Source organism: Lysinibacillus sp. fls2-241-R2A-57 (genome assembly GCF_030209535.1).
Lineage (GTDB): Bacteria > Bacillota > Bacilli > Bacillales_A > Planococcaceae > Lysinibacillus.
The window spans coordinates 46,770-66,553 of record NZ_JARVRU010000002.1; the positions used below are offsets into that span (position 1 = coordinate 46,770).

At 37.8% G+C, this 19,784-nt stretch carries 19 protein-coding genes; all 19 read right to left on the bottom strand.

Annotation, left to right across the window (positions count from 1 at the left end):
* Positions 1-7 precede the first annotated feature (7 nt).
* Positions 8-2,575, bottom strand: a complete 2,568-nt coding sequence (gene mutS / locus QRN68_RS00330) for a DNA mismatch repair protein MutS (RefSeq protein WP_285394544.1) — start codon at positions 2,573-2,575, stop codon at positions 8-10.
* A 120-nt stretch (positions 2,576-2,695) separates the two neighbouring features.
* Positions 2,696-3,316, bottom strand: coding sequence for an outer spore coat protein CotE (cotE, locus tag QRN68_RS00335; protein WP_285394546.1), 621 nt, complete (start codon positions 3,314-3,316; stop codon positions 2,696-2,698).
* A gap of 551 nt (positions 3,317-3,867) precedes the next feature.
* Positions 3,868-4,305 (bottom strand): YlbF/YmcA family competence regulator, encoded by a 438-nt coding sequence (locus tag QRN68_RS00340; protein WP_285394548.1) that lies wholly within the window; start codon positions 4,303-4,305, stop codon positions 3,868-3,870.
* Positions 4,306-5,850, bottom strand: a complete 1,545-nt coding sequence (miaB, locus tag QRN68_RS00345) for a tRNA (N6-isopentenyl adenosine(37)-C2)-methylthiotransferase MiaB (protein WP_285394550.1) — start codon at positions 5,848-5,850, stop codon at positions 4,306-4,308.
* 210 nt (positions 5,851-6,060) lie between these two features.
* Complete coding sequence (locus QRN68_RS00350; protein WP_285394693.1) at positions 6,061-7,311, bottom strand: carboxylate--amine ligase; 1,251 nt, start codon at positions 7,309-7,311, stop codon at positions 6,061-6,063.
* A gap of 169 nt (positions 7,312-7,480) precedes the next feature.
* Complete coding sequence (locus QRN68_RS00355) at positions 7,481-8,488, bottom strand: histidinol phosphate phosphatase domain-containing protein (RefSeq protein ID WP_285394551.1); 1,008 nt, start codon at positions 8,486-8,488, stop codon at positions 7,481-7,483.
* The gene (locus QRN68_RS00360) at positions 8,485-9,270 is read right to left on the bottom strand and encodes a DeoR/GlpR family DNA-binding transcription regulator (protein WP_285394552.1); all 786 of its coding nucleotides are present in this window, start codon (positions 9,268-9,270) and stop codon (positions 8,485-8,487) included. The genes QRN68_RS00355 and QRN68_RS00360 overlap by 4 nt, the downstream gene beginning before the upstream one ends.
* Entirely contained in the window at positions 9,267-10,268 is a 1,002-nt protein-coding gene (locus tag QRN68_RS00365; protein ID WP_285394553.1) for an ABC transporter ATP-binding protein, read from the bottom strand. The genes QRN68_RS00360 and QRN68_RS00365 overlap by 4 nt, the downstream gene beginning before the upstream one ends.
* The gene (locus QRN68_RS00370; protein WP_285394555.1) at positions 10,265-11,050 is read right to left on the bottom strand and encodes an ABC transporter permease; all 786 of its coding nucleotides are present in this window, start codon (positions 11,048-11,050) and stop codon (positions 10,265-10,267) included. The genes QRN68_RS00365 and QRN68_RS00370 overlap by 4 nt, the downstream gene beginning before the upstream one ends.
* Entirely contained in the window at positions 11,050-11,892 is an 843-nt protein-coding gene (locus tag QRN68_RS00375; RefSeq protein ID WP_285394557.1) for an ABC transporter permease, read from the bottom strand. Before QRN68_RS00375 ends, QRN68_RS00370 begins: the two co-directional genes overlap by 1 nt.
* Positions 11,893-12,048: 156 nt before the next feature.
* A complete protein-coding gene (locus QRN68_RS00380; RefSeq protein ID WP_285394558.1) occupies positions 12,049-12,879 on the bottom strand; it encodes an alkaline phosphatase family protein in 831 nt (276 codons plus the stop codon).
* Positions 12,869-13,957: an ABC transporter substrate-binding protein gene (locus QRN68_RS00385; RefSeq protein WP_285394560.1), complete on the bottom strand. Its 1,089-nt coding sequence runs from the start codon at positions 13,955-13,957 to the stop codon at positions 12,869-12,871. Before QRN68_RS00385 ends, QRN68_RS00380 begins: the two co-directional genes overlap by 11 nt.
* 237 nt (positions 13,958-14,194) lie before the next feature.
* Complete coding sequence (locus QRN68_RS00390) at positions 14,195-14,572, bottom strand: 2-oxoglutarate ferredoxin oxidoreductase subunit beta (RefSeq protein ID WP_285394562.1); 378 nt, start codon at positions 14,570-14,572, stop codon at positions 14,195-14,197.
* 359 nt (positions 14,573-14,931) lie between these two features.
* The gene (locus tag QRN68_RS00395; protein ID WP_285394564.1) at positions 14,932-15,303 is read right to left on the bottom strand and encodes a hypothetical protein; all 372 of its coding nucleotides are present in this window, start codon (positions 15,301-15,303) and stop codon (positions 14,932-14,934) included.
* A 47-nt stretch (positions 15,304-15,350) separates the two neighbouring features.
* Positions 15,351-16,736: a sensor histidine kinase gene (locus tag QRN68_RS00400; RefSeq protein WP_285394566.1), complete on the bottom strand. Its 1,386-nt coding sequence runs from the start codon at positions 16,734-16,736 to the stop codon at positions 15,351-15,353.
* A complete protein-coding gene (locus QRN68_RS00405; protein ID WP_285394567.1) occupies positions 16,724-17,386 on the bottom strand; it encodes a response regulator transcription factor in 663 nt (220 codons plus the stop codon). Before QRN68_RS00405 ends, QRN68_RS00400 begins: the two co-directional genes overlap by 13 nt.
* Positions 17,387-17,414: 28 nt before the next feature.
* Complete coding sequence (locus QRN68_RS00410) at positions 17,415-18,170, bottom strand: lantibiotic immunity ABC transporter MutG family permease subunit (protein ID WP_285394568.1); 756 nt, start codon at positions 18,168-18,170, stop codon at positions 17,415-17,417.
* 3 nt (positions 18,171-18,173) lie between these two features.
* On the bottom strand, positions 18,174-18,902 hold the full coding sequence (locus QRN68_RS00415; RefSeq protein WP_285394569.1) for a lantibiotic immunity ABC transporter MutE/EpiE family permease subunit: 729 nt from the start codon (positions 18,900-18,902) through the stop codon (positions 18,174-18,176).
* A 2-nt stretch (positions 18,903-18,904) separates the two neighbouring features.
* On the bottom strand, positions 18,905-19,612 hold the full coding sequence (locus tag QRN68_RS00420; protein ID WP_285394570.1) for a lantibiotic protection ABC transporter ATP-binding protein: 708 nt from the start codon (positions 19,610-19,612) through the stop codon (positions 18,905-18,907).
* Between the last annotated feature and the right edge of the window lie 172 nt (positions 19,613-19,784).

Consider the following 19,784-nt stretch of genomic DNA (forward strand, 5'->3'; position numbering starts at 1 on the left):
CACTCCTTTACTTTTTTGCGTTTAATAGCTGCTGTTGTAATTCGTATAAAATATTCATCGCTTGCATTGGTGAAGTCCCAAGAATATTTACTTTTTCTAAGTTTTTAAGCACCTTTGCCTCTGATGGAGAGATTGATTCTCCCTCTGTAAATAGTGACATTTGCACTGGCTGCTCAGCAACCTCCTCTGACACCGCAACTACCTTGCCAGCCTCGAAGTTTTCAAGCAGAACTTGTGCTCTTGTTAAAATCTCCTCTGGCAATTGTGCAAGCTGTGCTACATGAATTCCGTAAGATTTATCGGCAGCTCCCTTTTTCACCTTGTGTAAAAAGACAACTGTGCCATTTTTTTCGGTAGCAGATACGTGTACATTTTGCAGTCGAGAAAGTTCTTTTTCAAGTGCTGTTAATTCATGATAATGAGTTGAAAATAGCGTATTTGCCCCTATTTTATCATGGATATATTCCATCATCGATTGAGCAAGACTCATACCATCATAAGTTGATGTCCCACGACCAATTTCGTCAAACAACATCAAACTATTTTTCGTAGCATGCATAATAGCGTGCTGAGATTCTAACATCTCCACCATAAACGTTGATTGTCCAGCAGCTAAATCATCTGCTGCACCAATACGTGTAAAGATCTGATCTGTAATTGGTAATCTAGCCTTTTCAGCAGGCACATAACAGCCCATTTGTGCCATGACAACGATCAGTGCAACCTGGCGCATATACGTACTTTTACCAGACATATTCGGTCCTGTAATAAGCATCATATTGTTATTTTTCTCAAGTACACAATCGTTCGGCACATACATTTGCTTATTGAGCATCTTTTCTACAACCGGATGGCGCCCCTCAATAATTTCAAGGGCACGACCTTCATGAAATTCAGGCTTCGTAAAACGATATTTCTCTGAAACGCTCGCAAAGCTTAGCAGCACATCTAACTCACTAATACTTGCCGCTAACGCCTGTACACGTGGAATAAATGCCTTTAACTCATCGCGTATTTCTACAAACAAGTTGTACTCTAACGTTAAACTTTCTTCTTCAGCATTTAAAATTAATGCTTCTTTTTCCTTAAGCTCCTGTGTAATATAACGCTCGGCATTCGCCAAAGTTTGCTTACGTTCATAGCGTGTTAAATCAGCTAGATGGATGTTCGATTTTGTAATTTCAATATAATAGCCGAAAATTCGATTATAGCCTATTTTTAAGTTTTTAATGCCCGTTTTCGTCCGTTCTTCTTGCTCTAGCTGCGCGATCCAATCCTTCCCATTTCGAGAGGCATAGCGTAGCTCATCTAATCGCTCATTATAGCCATCACGTATGACGTCGCCCTCTTTAATCGTAATTGGTGGATTGTCTGTAATAGCACGGGCTAATAGCGCCTCTACATCCGCACATGTATCCAGTGCTGCACCAAGCTTTTCTAATGTTTCTTTATTGACACCGAGTAATTGTTGCTGAATTGCAGGCACCTGACGTAACGAATCACGTAGCTGCGCTAAATCACGTCCGCCTACATTACCGAAAGCTACTCGCCCAGCTAAACGCTCTAAATCATAAACTTGTTTTAAAGAGTCTTGCAGCTCTGTTCTTACAAAATACTCCTCCAATAAATCTGTCACGATTGCTAGTCTTGCTTCAATGGCAGAGCGTGTTGCAAGAGGCTGATGTAGCCACTGTTTTAACTTTCGCCCACCCATTGCTGTCACTGTGTCATCTAATAGCCATAAGAGGGTACCTTTTTGATCGCCACCGCGTATGGATTGAATAAGCTCTAAATTACGCTTTGAGCTAGAGTCAATGCGTAAATAATTTTTCATTTCATTGTACGTAAATGTTTGAATATGAGATAAAGAGCGCATTTGTGTTTTATCGATATAAGTAAGCAAACGAAGGCAAGCAGCTTGTAACTCATTTGGCACTGCTTCTAAATAGCTTGCCGCCTTGTCCATTGCCATTTCATCCATTTCAACAGAAAGTACGATACTAGCATTGACTGCATGCTCCGCTAACATTAGCTGTAAACTATCCGTTACAATCAGTTCACGAATACCATAGGCTTGCATTTGCATTAAAAGTGCCTTACCATCGCCCTCAATTGAGGAGGCTATAGCTTCACCTGTAGATAAATCTAAATAAGCGTAGCCAAATGTCGTATCATCAAGTTGCTCCACAGCACCAATAAAATGATTGGTTTTACCATCAAGCGACTTCCCTTCCATAATCGTACCTGGTGTAATAAGCTGTACGACTTCACGCTTCACTACACCCTTTGCTTGCTTCGGATCTTCTGTTTGCTCACAAACTGCAACCTTATAGCCCTTTTGCACAAGTGTTTCAATATAATTTTTCGCCGAATGATGAGGCACTCCGCACATTGGAATACGCTCTTTTGCGCCTGCATCCCGGCTTGTTAATGTTATTTCTAAAATTTGTGAAGCATTAATTGCGTCCTCAAAAAACATCTCGTAAAAGTCGCCTAATCTAAAAAATAAAAAGGCATCCTTGTAATCTTCTTTTACCTGCAAATACTGTTGCATCATTGGTGTATAAGTAGTCATATTAATATTTCCCTCGCTCTTGCCATATAGATATATTTATTATAACAAAAGATACATGCGAAACGCCTCATTCATCTTTTTTTAAGATGCTAGCGTTTCGCATGTATCAAACTTTTAGTATTATCTTGGTCTTTCACCAGGAAACGATGAGGACTCTAAAACAAACCTTTCTCCGCTGGAGCTAGACGAGGAGCTTGAACTAGAGCTTGAGCTAGATGAAGACGAGGATGAGCTCTCATCTTTAAAGTTCCATTCCTCTTCGAAATCTAGTGGATGTACACTAATGCAAATCGTCGTTTCACCCATTACCTCTACAACGACTTCGCGTTCTACTACGATCTCAAATTTCGTGCCGCATGGAGAAATAATTGCCTCGATGCAGTTTGGCTCTTGAACTACACGCACTCGAACATCATCACCAACACTCACTTCGCCATCTCTAAAATGAAGCTTCACTTTGTCTTTATAGTGAATCGTTTCAGAAAACACCGCTGTTTTCGAATGATTACTATAGGCATACCATACATTGACATCAAATTTCCCTGATACTTCTACAAATTTACCGACTTTTTTTGCGGAGCAAGTATGATTGATGACCCAGCAACCAAGAATACTCGTCGGTTTATTCGATGGACATAATGTTACACGTTCTTCCGTTCTCTTCTTCCCTTTGGCAACTACTGCTTTCGTCACGATTTGTCGTAAACGTTTCAGCGCAATTCCTCCTTCGACTCTTTTCACTCCATCATATGCAGGTAGCGCCTATTGGGTGAACATATATTTTTATTGAATTAAATTGCGTCCGGAGGCTTTGGGCCAACACGACGTTGGTCACTCAGTCATTACCACAGGACGTGGCGTTCTTAGACTGAGTTCCTCTATTTCAGTGTTGTTTGGGCACCCATTGAATAAAGATAAAATTCTTTTTTCATATTGCAAGTATTCACTTTAGCGTAACGGCAGCGACAAAATCTTTAATAAGCTGCGGTTTTGAGATTTATCGAGAACTTTTGATTGTTTATCGACCAACTTTTTTAATTTATCAACCAACTTTTTTAATTTATCAACCAACTTTTTTAATTTATCAACCAACTTTCAAAAAATATCGACCTCTACCTTCATGCAACACTACCTGATCGCACTGATAATTTGCGTCGCTTATGACATAAGCATATTTCCAAGGCAAAATTCAACATCAAAAAAAGCGCAAGAAATCAACTTTTCTAAATTGATTTCTTGCGCTTTTTAAGGTTTTGACCAGTTTGTCCCAGCCACTATTTCTTCTATTATTTTTATGAGCAGCTGCCTGGTGTTGTATTGGCTACATATGAGCCAGTTTCTCCGCGTAGTACATCGCCGCCTGTTGAGCGAACAATTTCATTTGTGACATTGTTAGCGATTGTATTCGATACTAATTGTAACAAATCATTTACATCACCTTGAGATTCTTTAAATTGTTGTACTACTGGAATTGCATTGATTTCCTCTTCGATTTTAGCAATTTTGTCTTCAATTAATTTCAGCGCTTTTTCTTTTCCTAAGTGCTGGAAGTTAACAGCTTGTTTTTGTAGGCTTTTTAGACTTGCAATACGCTCACGTACTTGTTGGTTTTCATTAATTTGTGCTTCTGCCTTTTTGAAAAATTCAACTTCTGGCGTATTAGCAATCATATGCGCAATTTCATGTGACTTCTTGATTAAATCTTCTTTTGTATATAATACTTGTGTCATTTACGCTTCCACCTTTTCATTTTTTACTACTTCTACGAATTCACCACTTAATGAATAGGAAGTAGCTTCAACTATTTTTACTTTCACTAATTGACCAATTAGATCTGCCGGGGCTTTAAAGTTTACAAGACGATTTTTACGAGTATAACCAGCTAACACATCATCGCGTTTTTTACTTGTACCTTCGACTAATACTTCTACTATTTCACCCTTCAAGCTCTCTAATGCTTTGCGAGAATATTCCCCTACAACCTCATTTAATCGATGAAGACGTTCTTTTTTCACTTCTTCAGGTACATTATCCACCATTTTAGCAGCAGGTGTACCCTCACGAGGAGAGTAAATATACGTAAAGGCCATTTCAAAGCCTACTTCACGGTACAAGGCTAACGTCTCTTCAAATTGCTCCTCTGTTTCATTCGGATAGCCAACAATAATATCAGTCGTTAGTGTTACTTCAGGAATAGCCGCTTTAATTTTTGCTACTAGTCCAAGGAAATGCTCACGTGTATATTTACGTGCCATAATTTTCAACACTTCATTTGAACCAGATTGTACTGGTAAGTGAATATGCTCAACTAAGTTACCACGTTTGGCAAGCACTTCGATTAAATGATCATCGAAGTCGCGTGGATGACTTGTTGTAAAGCGAATACGTGGAATATCAATTTTTCGTAATTCGTCCATTAAATCACCAAGTCGGTAATCAAGATCCTCGAAATCCTTACCGTAAGCGTTGACATTTTGTCCAAGCAGCATAATTTCTTTATAGCCCGAAGCTGCTAGTTCACGAACTTCAGCAATGATTTCTTCCGGACGACGACTACGCTCCTTACCACGCGTATAAGGTACGATACAATACGTACAAAACTTATCACAGCCATACATAATATTTACCCAAGCTTTGATAGAGCCAAGACGTTTTTTCGGCAGATTTTCAATAACATCGCCTTCTTTAGACCAAACCTCAATGACCATTTCCTTTGACATATATGCTTCTTTTAAAACGTTTGGTAAACGGTGAATATTATGTGTACCAAACACCATATCGACATGAGGATAGCTTCTTAAAATTTTATTGACAACGGATTCTTCCTGCGACATACAGCCACAAACCCCGATAAGCATTTCTGGATTTTTACGTTTATATTTCAGCAGGAAACCAAGTTCTCCAAATACTTTATTTTCTGCATTTTCACGGATAGCACACGTATTCAGTAGCACGACGTCAGCTTCATCAATCACATCTGTAGGCGTATAGCCAAGCTGCATAAAAATCCCGGCCATTACTTCTGTATCATGCTCATTCATTTGGCAGCCATAGGTACGAATATAAAATGTACGTCCTATGCCCATACCTGCAAACTCTTCCGCAATGTCAAAGTCCTTATGGTACTTAATATCTTCTTTCCCACGTTTTTTGGCATCTTTTAATGAAGGTGCCGTGAAAACCGTTTCAAAATATTTACTATAATCCTTTTCAGGCTTGTCTTCTTTTTTTGGTTGATTGACTTGTTGATTAGCTAAGCGTTGTTCCTCATTCATTGCAATCAGGTAACTCCTTTCAAACGAATTCCATACAGTCGAATTCCCATTTTACTATTATACTTAATAATTGCTACATCCTACAAGGTTTGCGTACTAAATGTCGTGGTTTAGACTTAATTACTCTTAACTACCTTAATTCCCAAAAAAATAATAGGACACCTTTGATAGGATTCAGCATCAAAGGGTGTCCGTGCACTTGGCTCGACCTTATTTGTAGTACTTTTTATATTTTAGATTCAAATAATAATTATATAGTTTTAGCTTTGTCCATCGCTTGACGTTCATATCTTCTCTAAAATATAGGGCATTCGAATATTTGCCCTGTTTTATTAATCGCTTTGTTTCTATTTTTAGTTTTTCATTTTTTAAACCTTTAAATAGCGTTTTTTCTGGAATAAGTGACCACAAATGCCTCGTCTGTACATACGTTAGCTCTTGATTTACATTGAAGACATAATCATTAGCAACATACTGCATTAAATTATGACCACTCGCTGTCACGAAATAGCTTGAAGCCCCAGTTCGTAAGTTCATTTCAAATATTTTATATTCCCCGTCACGAACATCGAATTTCATGTCAAAATTTGCAAATCCATTATAGCCAATGTCTTCTAAAAAATAACGTATTTTGTCCATTAGCTGTTCATCGAAATCCGTCATAATCGCCAAAGAAGTGCCAATATTATGTGGTGAAGGATCTTCGAGAAGCTTGTTACCTAAACACATCAATTTAACCTTCTTATCCTTTCCTACGTAAACATCTAATACACGAATATAAGAATCATCGCCTGGAATAAATTCTTGAAGAATTAAAGAATCTTTATACGTAGAGCGATAAATACTGCTAATAATTTGCTTTTGCTCTTCTTCATTTTTTGCAAGAAATACTTTTTTCTTCTCAGGGAAGGAACAACTCGTATATTCAACGGCATTCGATGGTTTGATAATCATCGGAAAATCGAATGGAACATCACTTATTGCATGATGTTCCTTTGTCACTACCACCGTTTTTGGATATTTAATATTATATAAATTACAACACTTATAAAACTCTTCCTTTGTTCGAATCCGCTTCATTAAATCCTCATTTATATAAGGCAAAATAAAATATTGTTGTAGCGTCTGTTTATTGATAATGATAAGCTCCGCATAGTAACAATCACATACAAGTAAAATCAATTTCTTATTTTTGAACTGCATCGCGATGTCGATTAAAGCTTGTACAAAATAAGCGGGTTCATCTAAACGGTCCACATATTGAAAGTCGATGATTTGACTATTTTGAGTTGCTATTCCTCGTGCCCCACCTAGTAAGAGTGCTCGAATGTTTTTTGTTTTCAAAGCTGGTTCTAATACAAGGCTTTTTATTCGATACGCTTCGTAAAAGGAGCGGGCTACCCCATAAGCATTGTGGCCCGATTGTATGATAACTGGCAAAAAAGTTTGATCTACTGTTATTGACAATTTTACTCGCCTCTCATTTAAAAAATGAATTTAATCATATGTATGCAATCTGTCTTGTACTTATGTACTAATATAAATAAATTAAAGGCACTGAAACAAAAATGAATTTCCTAAGAAACCTCATTTTTGTTTCAGTGCCTATATATCTATGAACAACAGTGCGCTATATCTCAATTAATTTTCTCATACGCTGTTCAAAGCCGACAATTGATTGAACACCAAAGCTCTTAAGCAGATTGGCATTGGCAAATGTATACTTACCTAAATCGTCTGGGAAATGCGCATCTGAGGAAACTGTAAAGGCTACATCATGGTCAATTAAAATTTGCAAGAAACGAGGTCCTGGGCACATTTCCTTTACTGGGTAGCGATAATATAAGCCGGCATTTATTTCAGTGGCAGTTTGTGTTGTCACAAGAGCCTTAGCGATTCTTTCATACCAAGTATCCAGAAAAGCCGCATCTTCCACTTGATAGTCAAATACTTTAAAGTTGTCCAAATGTGCCACAAAATCAAACATATTCGAGAGGATCATTTTTTCTACTGTGGTAAAAAAACGAGTATAGTTCTGCTGTAAAGCTGCAGCGTCCATATCCTCAAAAATATATTGTGTCTGAGGGTTATCAAAGCCCCAGCCATCCACAAAATGGACAGATCCGATAACATAATCCCACTGATATCGTTCTAATAATGATGCTAATTCTTCCTCACCACCGACAAAATAATCGGCCTCGATGCCAAGCTTTAAGGAAATACCATGACAACTCCACTTTTCCTTTGCTCGATTAATGGCTGACACAAAATCATCCATACTTTCCGTCATGACACGATCAAGCCAATAACGCTGCAATTTACCAACTTCATTGTCACCCAACTGCATATAATTCTCAAAGTATGTTCGCGTCTCCTTAAAACGATATAGATGATCAACAATACCAACCTCGCGCAAACCAAGCTGTTTAGCCTGTTGTAGATATAAATCTAACCATTCCTCACTATAGCAACCGCTTTGTAATCGCTGTGACAACTGCTGCATTTGTAACTCAACATATGCTCTAGTACCTTTTGCTGCCGCTTCGTCTTCATTAAAAAAACGAATCGCCTGAGAAGTCCGCTCTAACCAACGAAATGAATATGGGCCCTCCTCTAAATGTACATGATAATCAATCATTCACTTTTCCCTCCATTACATACCGTCCACTTTTCCTCATATGCTTGCCACTCCACTGGGCAAACTACATCACAAAGAATATCTGAGCACTCCTCTAAGTGACAAATTTGATAAAAGGATTTACCATTTATTTTAGATGCATCTGCTAGCAAAAAGTTCATTTTACTATGCTCAATCATTTTTTTAGAAATTAACGATTCATCCAAATCGTAATCGTAAACGATCCCTTCGCTAATACCACCACATGATATAAATGCTTTATCAAAATTCATATTGCCTAACACTTCCATTGTCATAGCTCCTGCTACTGAGGATTGTTTTGGATTTGTCGTTCCTCCGAGTAAAATAACCTTCCCAGTCATTCGTCGCTCTTCAATAGCCAAATTAAATTGTACTGCAGCAGCTATGGAATTCGTTACGACCGTTATATCATCGATTGCCAATAAAAAATCTGCGATATGCACTGTTGTTGTACCGGTATCAACAGCAATTGTATCCCCATCACATATACGTCTAGCTGCCAAACGAGCTATATTGCGTTTTGCCTCTTTTTGCATTTGAAGCTTTCGCAAAAATACTGGTTCATTTCTAACGTGTGTATACTTCACAGCTCCACCGTGTACTCTCGTTAATAAACGCTGTTGCTCAAGCTCATCAAAATCTCTTCGAATCGTTTCAGGTGCCACTTGTAATTCTTCCGCAATATTGGCAACAATAATTTTCTCATCAATCTCTAATTGCTTTAAAATAAACTCGAATCGTTCAATTTTTGCATACGTCATGATAATGCAATCACATCTTCCCTTGCTACATAGCACGTATATTTTTTGCCCAGCTCAAACAAATAGCCTCGTTGATGCAGCTGCTCCATTGTAAAGAGACATTCGCCCTCAAATGTTGTTCGAATAACATTGCCACTCATTAACGACTGCTTCGCCTCTCCAGTAATACAAATATCCCCCTGTCTCTGATCGAGATGAATGGCTTCTGGTCGAATCGCAAATTTTGAGCATTCTTTTGGTAACGTCTCGCCAATCATTTTCTCTAAAGCTTGGCGCGTAAAGACATTGTAATGACCGATAAAATTAGCAATAAATTCACTTTCAGGGCTTGTATAAATTGCAGTAGGTGTTCCACTTTGAGCAATCATCCCATTATTCATAACAAATATTCTGTCAGAAACAGCCATTGCTTCCTCTTGGTCATGCGTTACTAAAATCATCGTTATGCCTAGCTTTTGTTGGATGGCTCGTAAGTCGGCTTGTAGCTTTTTACGAATTTGGGCATCTAACGCACTAAGCGGCTCATCTAACAGCAACACCTTTGGACGTACAATTAAAGCACGAGCAAGAGCAACACGCTGCTGCTGACCACCCGACAATTCTTTCGGATAAGCGTTTGCTTTTTCAGATAAATGAACAATCGCAAGCATTTCTTGAACACGCTTGTCAACTTCAGCCGTATTTACTTTTTGCATGCGTAATCCAAAAGCTACATTTTCTTTCACCGTCATATTTGGGAATAGTGCATATGATTGAAACACCATGCCAACTTGACGATCCTTTGGTGGAACACCCATCATATCCTTGCCCTCAATGACAATTTGGCCAGCCGATGCATCTGTTAAGCCTGCTACAATTCGTAAAATTGTACTCTTACCACAGCCACTCGGACCTAAAAGAGTTATAAATTCACCTTTTTCAATCTTCATATCTATATTTGATAAAACCGTCGTTAATCCATATTTTTTATGAAGTCCTTCAATCACAATATAACTCATAGATTTGTAGCACCTTTCGATTGTTTCGTTAATCTTGCAATAACGAACGTTAATAAGCCCATAAGAACGATATAAACAAAGACAACTGCACTGGCAATATGTCCACTTGCACTTAGCTTTTTCATTAAATAAATTTGCACCGTTTCAAAGCGAGAACCTACCACAAGATTTATCAGTACAAATTCTCCAAAAAGCACTGAAAATGATAATAATGCACCTGCAAATAAACCTGGATAAACAGTAGGTAACAATATTTTTGTAAATGCCTGCATTTTAGATGCTCCAAGTAATTGGGCTGCATCTAAAAGCTGCCGTGCGTCTACATTCCGTAAACTATTGCGCGTCCCTTGGTAAATGTATGGTAGGATACTGATGACATAGGCCCCTAAAACGACTAAAATCATCGGCACGCCGAATTTGCTATAAACACGAATGAGCCCGACTGCTAAAATAATTCCAGGGAATGAATACACCATAACAACTGCCGTCTGAATCCATTTTTCGTATTTTGGAAAATACAACACGATAACGAAAATGGCCGGTACGATAACGAGCAATGCGATCAATACTGCCCCACTCGACAATAAGACAGAACGTCCAAAAGCCTGTATAAATTCTGCATCCTGAAATAATGTAGTAATCCATTTAAATGTTAATCCTTCTGGCAAAATGGTGTTGTTCCAATTTTCCGCAAAGGCATAAAGCATTGTTGCAATAACTGGAAACACTAAATACACGACTAACAGGAGGAAAAATAAATCAGCAACGCCTCTCTTTTTCACTATAACTTCCTCCTTGTTTTTGAAATGCTCCATTCACTTAACAGCATCGCCGTCACCATCGTTACCGCTAGTATGACTGCAATAGCACTTGCCAGCTCTGGTTGGGCAAAAATATCTCCTTTAATAAGAGAACCAATACGTATTGCGACTAAATTGTAACTACTATTCGTTAGCGCATAGGCTGAGGCATACGCTCCCATTGCATTGGCAAACAATACGCTAAATGTCCCAACGATCCCAGGAAGCATAACAGGAACACCAATCTTTATCCAAAACTGCCATGTAGACGCTCCAAGCAGTGCCGCCGCTTCCTTCCATTGTTGCTGAATTCCATCATAAATTGGGTATAGAAGCATTAATGCTAACGGTAGCTGAAAATAAACATAAATGAGTAACAAGCCACCCCAGCTATAAAGAGAAAATGAAGATAATGCGTCGATACCCCATTTATCGAATAGCAATGTAAAGAGCCCGCTATTTCCAAGTAATACGATAAAGGCAAATGCCAATGGAATACCTGAAAAATTAGATGTTAAGTTTGTTAGTAGTAAAATCTTCTCACGTACTGGCTCAGAAAATCTCATAATCGCATAGACTGCAAATAAGGTAACGATTAAGGCAATTACTGCTGAAATAAAGGACAGTGTAATACTATTTTTAAAGCCTTGTAAAATGTAATCGTTCGTTAGTACTGCTTGATATTGCGCAAGTGTAAAACCATCACTATTTTGAAAGCTTGTGATTAGCATATACAGTAACGGTATTAAGAAAAATAACAATACAAGTACTAGAAAAGGAGAAAGCCAGGCAACTGTTTGCCGCTTCGAAATCAAAACAATCACTTCTTTCTATAGTTAATCCAAGTTGTTTCGATAAAATGAGAGAACATACCGATAAAAGCTAAAATTGTTCCGATAAAATGAGACTTTGTTCCGATAAATCTTTAAAGTTTTCATTTCTGGCCGGGCGCTTTCATGGGCGCGCCCAGCCTCTTTTAATTATTTTTTTAAAGAATGCGTCCCTTCTAATAACAGTGGAACCATTTCATCAGAAGGTTCGATATTCAATAAATGACAGCACAGCGGAGCAATTTGTAACTGTGATACAATCTCATCTTTAATGCCTGCTTTCACTCGATTTGAAATAACAAACATCGGTACATGACGATCCTCAGCTGTTGTTCCTCCATGATTACCATCACTTGTCATCCCATGATCAGCTGTCACTATAACCTCATAGCCCTGTGCAAGACATTTCGGGATAAATAAAGATAATAAGGCATCAACTGCTAAAACACGGTTTCGATACTGCGCTGAGTCAGCTGTAAATTTATGACCATCATCATCTACATTCATCGGATGAATATATAAGAAATCCGGTTGCTTTTGATCCATTAGCCATGCAGCATCAGCAAATAAATGACTGTCTGGATAGTGATCCTCAAAGTAGAACAAGCCATTCTCGATCGGCAATTGAGTATCCAATTGTAGCCTGTCTTCCATATGCACAAATGGTGCGCGATTGTATAGCTCACTTACCCAATGATAGGCAGCCGCTGCTGTCGACAGACCGCTTTCTTTCGCCAAATGGAATAGACTGTTTTGCGTAGATAGACGTACTGTCATATTACTTGTTACCCCATGTACAATGGGTGGTGTCCCCGTTAAAATCGTTTCATATAAAGGTCTCGATAATGACGGGACCTCCGAGCAAACCTTATAGCGTGCTGCAACTTTACGTTCAACTAAATGGTGCATAAACCCCATATGCGTACAGGCTGTATCAAAACGCAGTGCATCTACGACAATTAAAACAACTTTATTTTGCATGAATTAATACCTGTTCCTGATATAGTTGTGGAATTTGTTTCGTTGTTTCTTCCCATTTCTTTTGGTCTTTTACAGGCTGTGCATTTTTGTACATTTCTTCAGGTAATAATAGCTCCTTAACATCTTGAGGTAGTTGAACCTTGTCACGGATTGGGCGAGCATAACCCTTCGCTAAATTTTCTTGACCTGCATCGGATAAAATATACTCACGAGCTAACATTGCTGCATGTGGATTTTTTGCGTATTTATTAATGATCGTTGCATAGCCAGATGTTACAGAGCCTTCGGATGGAATAGCGACATCAAAACGTTTTTCATCGATTTGGTGACGATAGCCGAGCGCATTGAAATCCCATAAGATGGCTACATCAATTTCACCCTTTTCTATATTCGCTACAGAAGGATCACCTTTTAAACGCCCCTGCTTTGCTAAGTCTGCGAAAAAGTCTATCCCTGGTTGGATATTTGATTCATCGCCGCCAAATGCCATAGCAGCTGCTAAAATAGCAAACTGTGCTTGGTTTGCTGTTAGTGCATCACCAATGCTGACAGTGTAATCGCCGTTTTTAAGGTCCTCCCAAGATTTTGGGGCGTTTTTGACATTGTTTTTATCAGTTAAAAATGAAATTGTTCCTGTGTAACCTACAACCCAATGTCCTTCATCATCCTTTGCCCATTCAGGTATTTCATTCCAATAAGATGTTTTGTACGGTAATGTTAATCCCTTTTCCTTAGCAATTGGACCAAAGGCAATTCCTACATCACCAATATCCGCAGTTGCATCGTCCTTTTCTGCTTCAAACTTTGCTAGCTCTTCAGCACTCGACATGTCTGAATCCGTATGCTTAAGGCTATATTCCGTACCAAGTTCTTCCCAAGTCTCTATCCAGTTAGCCCACGTATCTGGCATACCGACAGAATTGACAGTACCTTCTTCTTTTGCTTTTTTCGTAACCTCTTCAAGCGTTAAATCACTGTTTACCTCATTGGAACTAGATGAACTGTCAGAACAAGCTGCCAACATCGAAATTGCTAATGCACCGATTAGACCTTTCTTCCACAACTTTTGAATCGCCATTTAGTTGGAACCTCCATTTGTTTTTGTTTATTTTTATTTGCTTACAACAGTTATGTTATAAAACAAACATTAAGCAAGTATGGAGGACATTAAAATATTCAGTAAAAATTATGTAGGAATTATTGATTTAATGGAGGAATTGTAAAGATAATCATTTATTTGAGGGGAAAATAAGAAGGAATCTAGTAGAGTATGCGCACGTTTGTGTAGTATTTCAAGACGTGCACACACTCTAGATTAATCAGATAAACCAAGAAAATCTGCATATGTATGCGGCTCGTTCTCCTTTAAAATTGTTAAAAATGTAAATGCAAGCTGCACAACCGACCACCATCTCATATTGTAGGACTTTTCAAAGCGAGCAGGCTCTAATGTAAAAACATCCTGAAAAATATCAAGTGGCTCAATTTGTTCATCTTTTAATATTGAGAGAAACCCTAAAAATAACGTATGATCTTTGACCTCAATCATTTTTTTATCAACAAGTTCATCAATATTTTCTGGTTGTTGAAAATTACATTGCGTCGCAACGTACTTCTCTAAATCCTGCGCACGTTGCCTTTCCTCACGTTCTCTTTTCTTTGCAATAAAATCAATGACGTTACTCACGCGCATCGCCTCTTCTTTTTTTCTTTTATTGTAGCATCTTTTACAAAACGATTGCCTCGACACGGCCCCCATTTTTTTCTTTCTGCTAAAACAAAAAAGAATGATCTTAGCAAATTTGCCAAAATCATGGCTCTTCACCATAACGTGTGGTTGATTTCTTTGATAGAAAGAGCTTGTTTTTCGATAAAAACCCAAATAGTTTCGATAAAATGAGATTTTGTTTCGATAAAAGCTCAAAAAGTTTCGATAAAGTGCGATTTTGTTTCGATAAATCTTCAAAGTATGCCTATAAAACGGACGAAAGAGATTTAGCAATTCTGTTTTAGGGCTCGACACTAAAACATTCACAAAGATATTTTTCAATACTAAGAAAAGAGTTGTCTCTTGCGCTGAGACAACTCTTTTTTTGGCTCTTCGGCAAAAAAAACGTGAGGTTGATTTCCGTTCCGGCTGGGTGCTTCGCTTTCGCACAGATAAACATTTGTCGCTGACACTTCGCTTTCGCACAGATAAACATTTGTTGCTGACACTTCGCTTTCGCACAGATAAACATTTGTTGCTGACGCTTCGTTTTCGCACAGATAAAACATTTGTTGCTGGCGCTTCGCTTTCGCACAGATAAACATTTGTTGCTGGCGCTTCGCTTTCGCACAGATAAAACATTTGTTGCTAACGCTTCGCTTTCGCACAGATAAAACATTTGTTGCTGACACTTCGCTTTCGCACAGATAAAACATTTGTCGCTGTCACTTCGCTTTCGCACAGAGCTCAGCGACAGCAACAATTACACCGTAGCGAAATTAATTGGGATTGTTATGGTCACTTTCCCTCCACCAGTTGATAAATCATTATCAATTAACAGCGTTCCTCCATGTTTTTGAACAATTGATTGGGCAATATATAAACCCATACCATGGTGATTTCCTGCATTTCTACTTGGGTCTCCTCGATAAAACTGTTTGGTAGCCTCATTTAAATCCTTCGGAGAGAATCCACAGCCGCTATCTGTAACGATAAATTGAACAATATCAGTGGCTCCTTCAACTGATAAAGAAACGTTTCCATTTATCGGCGTATACTCCACTGCATTGACAATAATATTTAAAATCGCTCGACTGAAAAGTTCCTCATCGATAAAAATACGCTCTGGTAATATGCCCTTTTGTACATCAACATGAAGTTTTTTTTCAGAAGAAAGTGCCTTCATTTGATTGTCCAACTCTGTAAGAAATTTCTCCGTTTTAACGAATGTTTTTTCACGAACGATATTTTTCTCCATTTTCGATAGATCAATAAGCTCATTTGTGAATTTTTCTATTACAATCGTATTTTTCAAAATATAGTCATTATATTCTCTTTGCATATCGTCTTGTACAGTGTCCTGTAAGAGCTCTGCATTTCCCCTAATAATTGTAAGTGGTGTTTTCAAATCATGAGCAAGAGCAGAAATTTGTTCTCTACGTGTCTGCTCTGTTTCCCATTGCTGTTTTAACGAGCTATTTAAAGCCTCTTTCATCTGCTCAAGAGAAATCGATATTTCATCTATTTCACGAATTCCTGAATGGTTAATCGTAAAATCCAAATTTTGATTTTGTATTTTTTCAATCGCTTCCTGTAAGCCAAACATTTTTTTCTTTAGACTTCTACCAAAGTGGATCGCGAGCACAGCTGCATAGGATACTATCCCTATAATGAGCAATAGAAATTCTAATAGTTGTGGGTTAGGCAAATATTTCCTTAAAATTTCTGAACGATACTGGGGTACTAAATAATACCGTAATATACAAATCTCATTTTCCCGCTCTATAAACGAGTAAAATTGGGAACCACTTTGAGTTCCCCCTTTTTTCATGACATCCCAAGCTTTAAAAGCTTCCTTTTCTGAGAGATTCCCTGCAAGAAATTGCCCATCTTTAGAAAAGACAGCGTAGTCAACAAGGTCTGGAATAATATCAGCTGTAACCGAACTACTAGACGCAATATGATCCTTTGATAATGAAATTTGAGTTTCTGCATAATTTGCTGGTAAAACGATGTTGGTAGAAAAGGACAATAAAAATAAACTAAACAGTAGTACTACGAATAGAATAGTGCCTATACAAAGGAAAAGTAGATATTTAAGAAAAAAAGTATGAAGGCGCGTTCCTTTATTGGGCTTCATTGTCTCCATTTATAGCCAATCCCCCAAACAGTGTCAATGACATCAATTTCAAAGGCATGTAGCTTTGAACGAATATTTTTAATATGCTCCGTAATAGCGGTACTATCACTTCTTCCATCAAATCCAAAAATCGTTTCATAAATCTTTTCTTTAGAAAACACTTGTCCTCGATTTCGAGCTAGAAATTCACATATTTCATATTCGCTTTTTGTCAGCATTACCTTCTCTTCATTTACATACAACTCTTTACCAGATAGATTGAAATGAACTTGATCTGCAAAGAGAATGCTACGTCTCTCTCTTTTTTCGCGTCTTAAATGTGCATTCACTCTCGCACGTAGCTCTCCAATTCCAAAAGGCTTAATTATATAATCATCCGCGCCAAGGCCTAGTCCATACATTAAATCTTCTTCTAATGATTTAGCCGTCAAAAAAAGAATAGGACAATCTACAGCATGACGGATTTGTCCACATAATGTAAACCCATCTAATTCGGGCATCATCACATCTAGTAAAATTAAATCGAAGGCACCAAGATCCATTTTATTTACTTCCGTTGCATTAGAGACTACTGTTACTAAATGTTCGTCTTTTAGTAATGCATTTTTTATCAATACTAAAATACCTTTTTCATCATCTACCGCTAATATTTTTGCCATATTTCTACCCTCATCATTCCTTCATACACTAATTCTCCGATTTTCGTCCTTCCCACTTCCAAAACCATAAACAAGACAGGGCTAAAGCTAGCAATGTTCCACTAACCGAAGCAATAATTCCAGCTTGTAATCCCGTTTCTACCATTGAAAAATCAATTCCTGTCGCCTTCATTGTCCAAAATGAAACGAAGTGACCACCCCACCCATAAGGTATAAATGACCAAATACCATCACCTAGTCCAGTAAGCAGTAAGGCTACTAAAAGTGATCCCACAATCCCTAATCCGATTGAGGCGCCTTTACCAAATTGAAGACTAACAAAAAGATGTAAAATATATAAAAATATATAGCTTACAAATAGAATACATCCAGCTATTAAATAAAATTGAAAACCAAAAGTATCTTCATGCAAAAGTTCAATAAAACCAACACTAAAAATACCTACGGACAATAATATTGCCCCAAAACTAAACAACAATAACAGTAGTAGTTTGCTTAAATAACCCACTATTTTTGTTTTAGTAGCTTTTAGCATCTCCTGGAAATGGCCTGCAGTTGCTTCTTGCTCCGCCGCCATTGCACAAACTAATCCAATAATCATTGGAAACCCACATGCTACTGCTTGAAGATATGCCGTTACCCTATCATAAAAACCCCATGGTGAATAAGTATAGTATGCTAAAAACATCCCTGAAATAATAATAGGTACAATGAGATGTGTAAGTAAAAAAGGCGTTCTTTTTGTTTTAAGAAGCTCTGCTCTAAGTAATCTTAACATTACCATTGACTATTTCGCCTCCCTTTTCTGAAACCATCGTGCAGTAAGGAAGCTTATTAAAGCAAACCATGCTAAGGCAACTAGTATACCTGGGACTATAACCCACATGTTTAATAATGGACTGCCCTCAGGGACCGGCAAACCATTTGGTAAAATCTCAAGAGTTGGACAAATTAGCCTTGCTGTAATGCCGTAAGGAACGCTAAACCAAAACTCTCCATCTGCAAGTGCTACTATACCGACAATATTACCAACTAGATTTATTAAAATAGCTATATAAGTTCCTAATTTTGCTGCAAGGAATAGACAAAGTGGAATTTGCCATAAAAACGTTAAGAAAATTAATAAACTACCTGTAAGACTATTTGTTAAAGGAAAGCTATTTCCAAAAAGTATTCCACCCGCAGTAATACCTGCAAAGAAAATGAGTGTAGTTAATAGCAACCAGGTACTACATGCAAGTATTTTGCCAAACCAAATCTTTTTAAGATCAATCGGCATTGCGAGAATGCTATGATATTTTAATTTCGCATCTTTTTCTACCGCTAACGCACAACATATTGTCAGTGCACCCGGCAAGAGCATTGAATACCACCAATTATAAGCACCCTTTTGAAAAAAACTCCCTCCCATTAAACCTGCACTCAGTAACAGCGTCACGATGGGGGCTAGCCAAAGTAATTTAGGAATAAAAGTCTTTTTCCATTTTAATCTTTCTGCCTTCATAATTGGAATCATTTTTATATGCCTACCTTTCGATTAGCAGACACGACTTCCATAAATAATGATTCTAATTCCTGTCCTCGCGGAGCAACTCCCTGATAGCCTAATTTACCACCTGCAATAATGCCAATTTCATCAACGACCTGCTCTACTTCTGAAAGTATATGGCTCGATAAAATAACTGTAATACCTAGCTCTGGAAAAGATCGAATTAGTTTTCGAAGCTCTTGAATGCCGATTGGATCAAGACCATTTGTTGGCTCATCCAGAATTAACAGCTTTGGATAGTTTAATAGTGCAATAGCTATTCCTAGGCGTTGTTTCATCCCTAAGGAAAACTGTCCTGCTCGTTTTTTTCCTGTATTGGTTAAGTCAACAATTTTTAATACTTCGTCAATACGCGATTCTGGTAAACCTAGTGCAATCGTTCGAACCTTAAGATTTTCTCTTGCCGTTAAATTTTCATAAAGCGGTGGTGTTTCAATTAATACGCCAATATCTTGTAAATCATTGCGATTCCATTCATGTCCATTAAAAAATATCTTTCCTGTATTTGGACGCAACATCCCTGTAATCATTTTTAACGTTGTTGATTTGCCTGCACCGTTAGGACCGAGTAAACCGTATACTGTATTCCGTGGTATAGTCAAAGTCAGGTTTTCTACAATTGTTTGTCCTTTAAAGCTTTTACTAAGATTTTCAGTTTTTAAAATAAAATCATCCATAACAAGTCATCATCTTCCTTTCGATGACTATAGTGTAGAAAATGATTATAAGGAATTTATAAGGATAGCGAAAATTATGTGGAACATCACTATGAAAATCAATATGAGCAAGGTTTTTGTGGCACTTTAAATGAACGGAAATCACCCCCTCGTTTTGCCGAAGAGTCATACT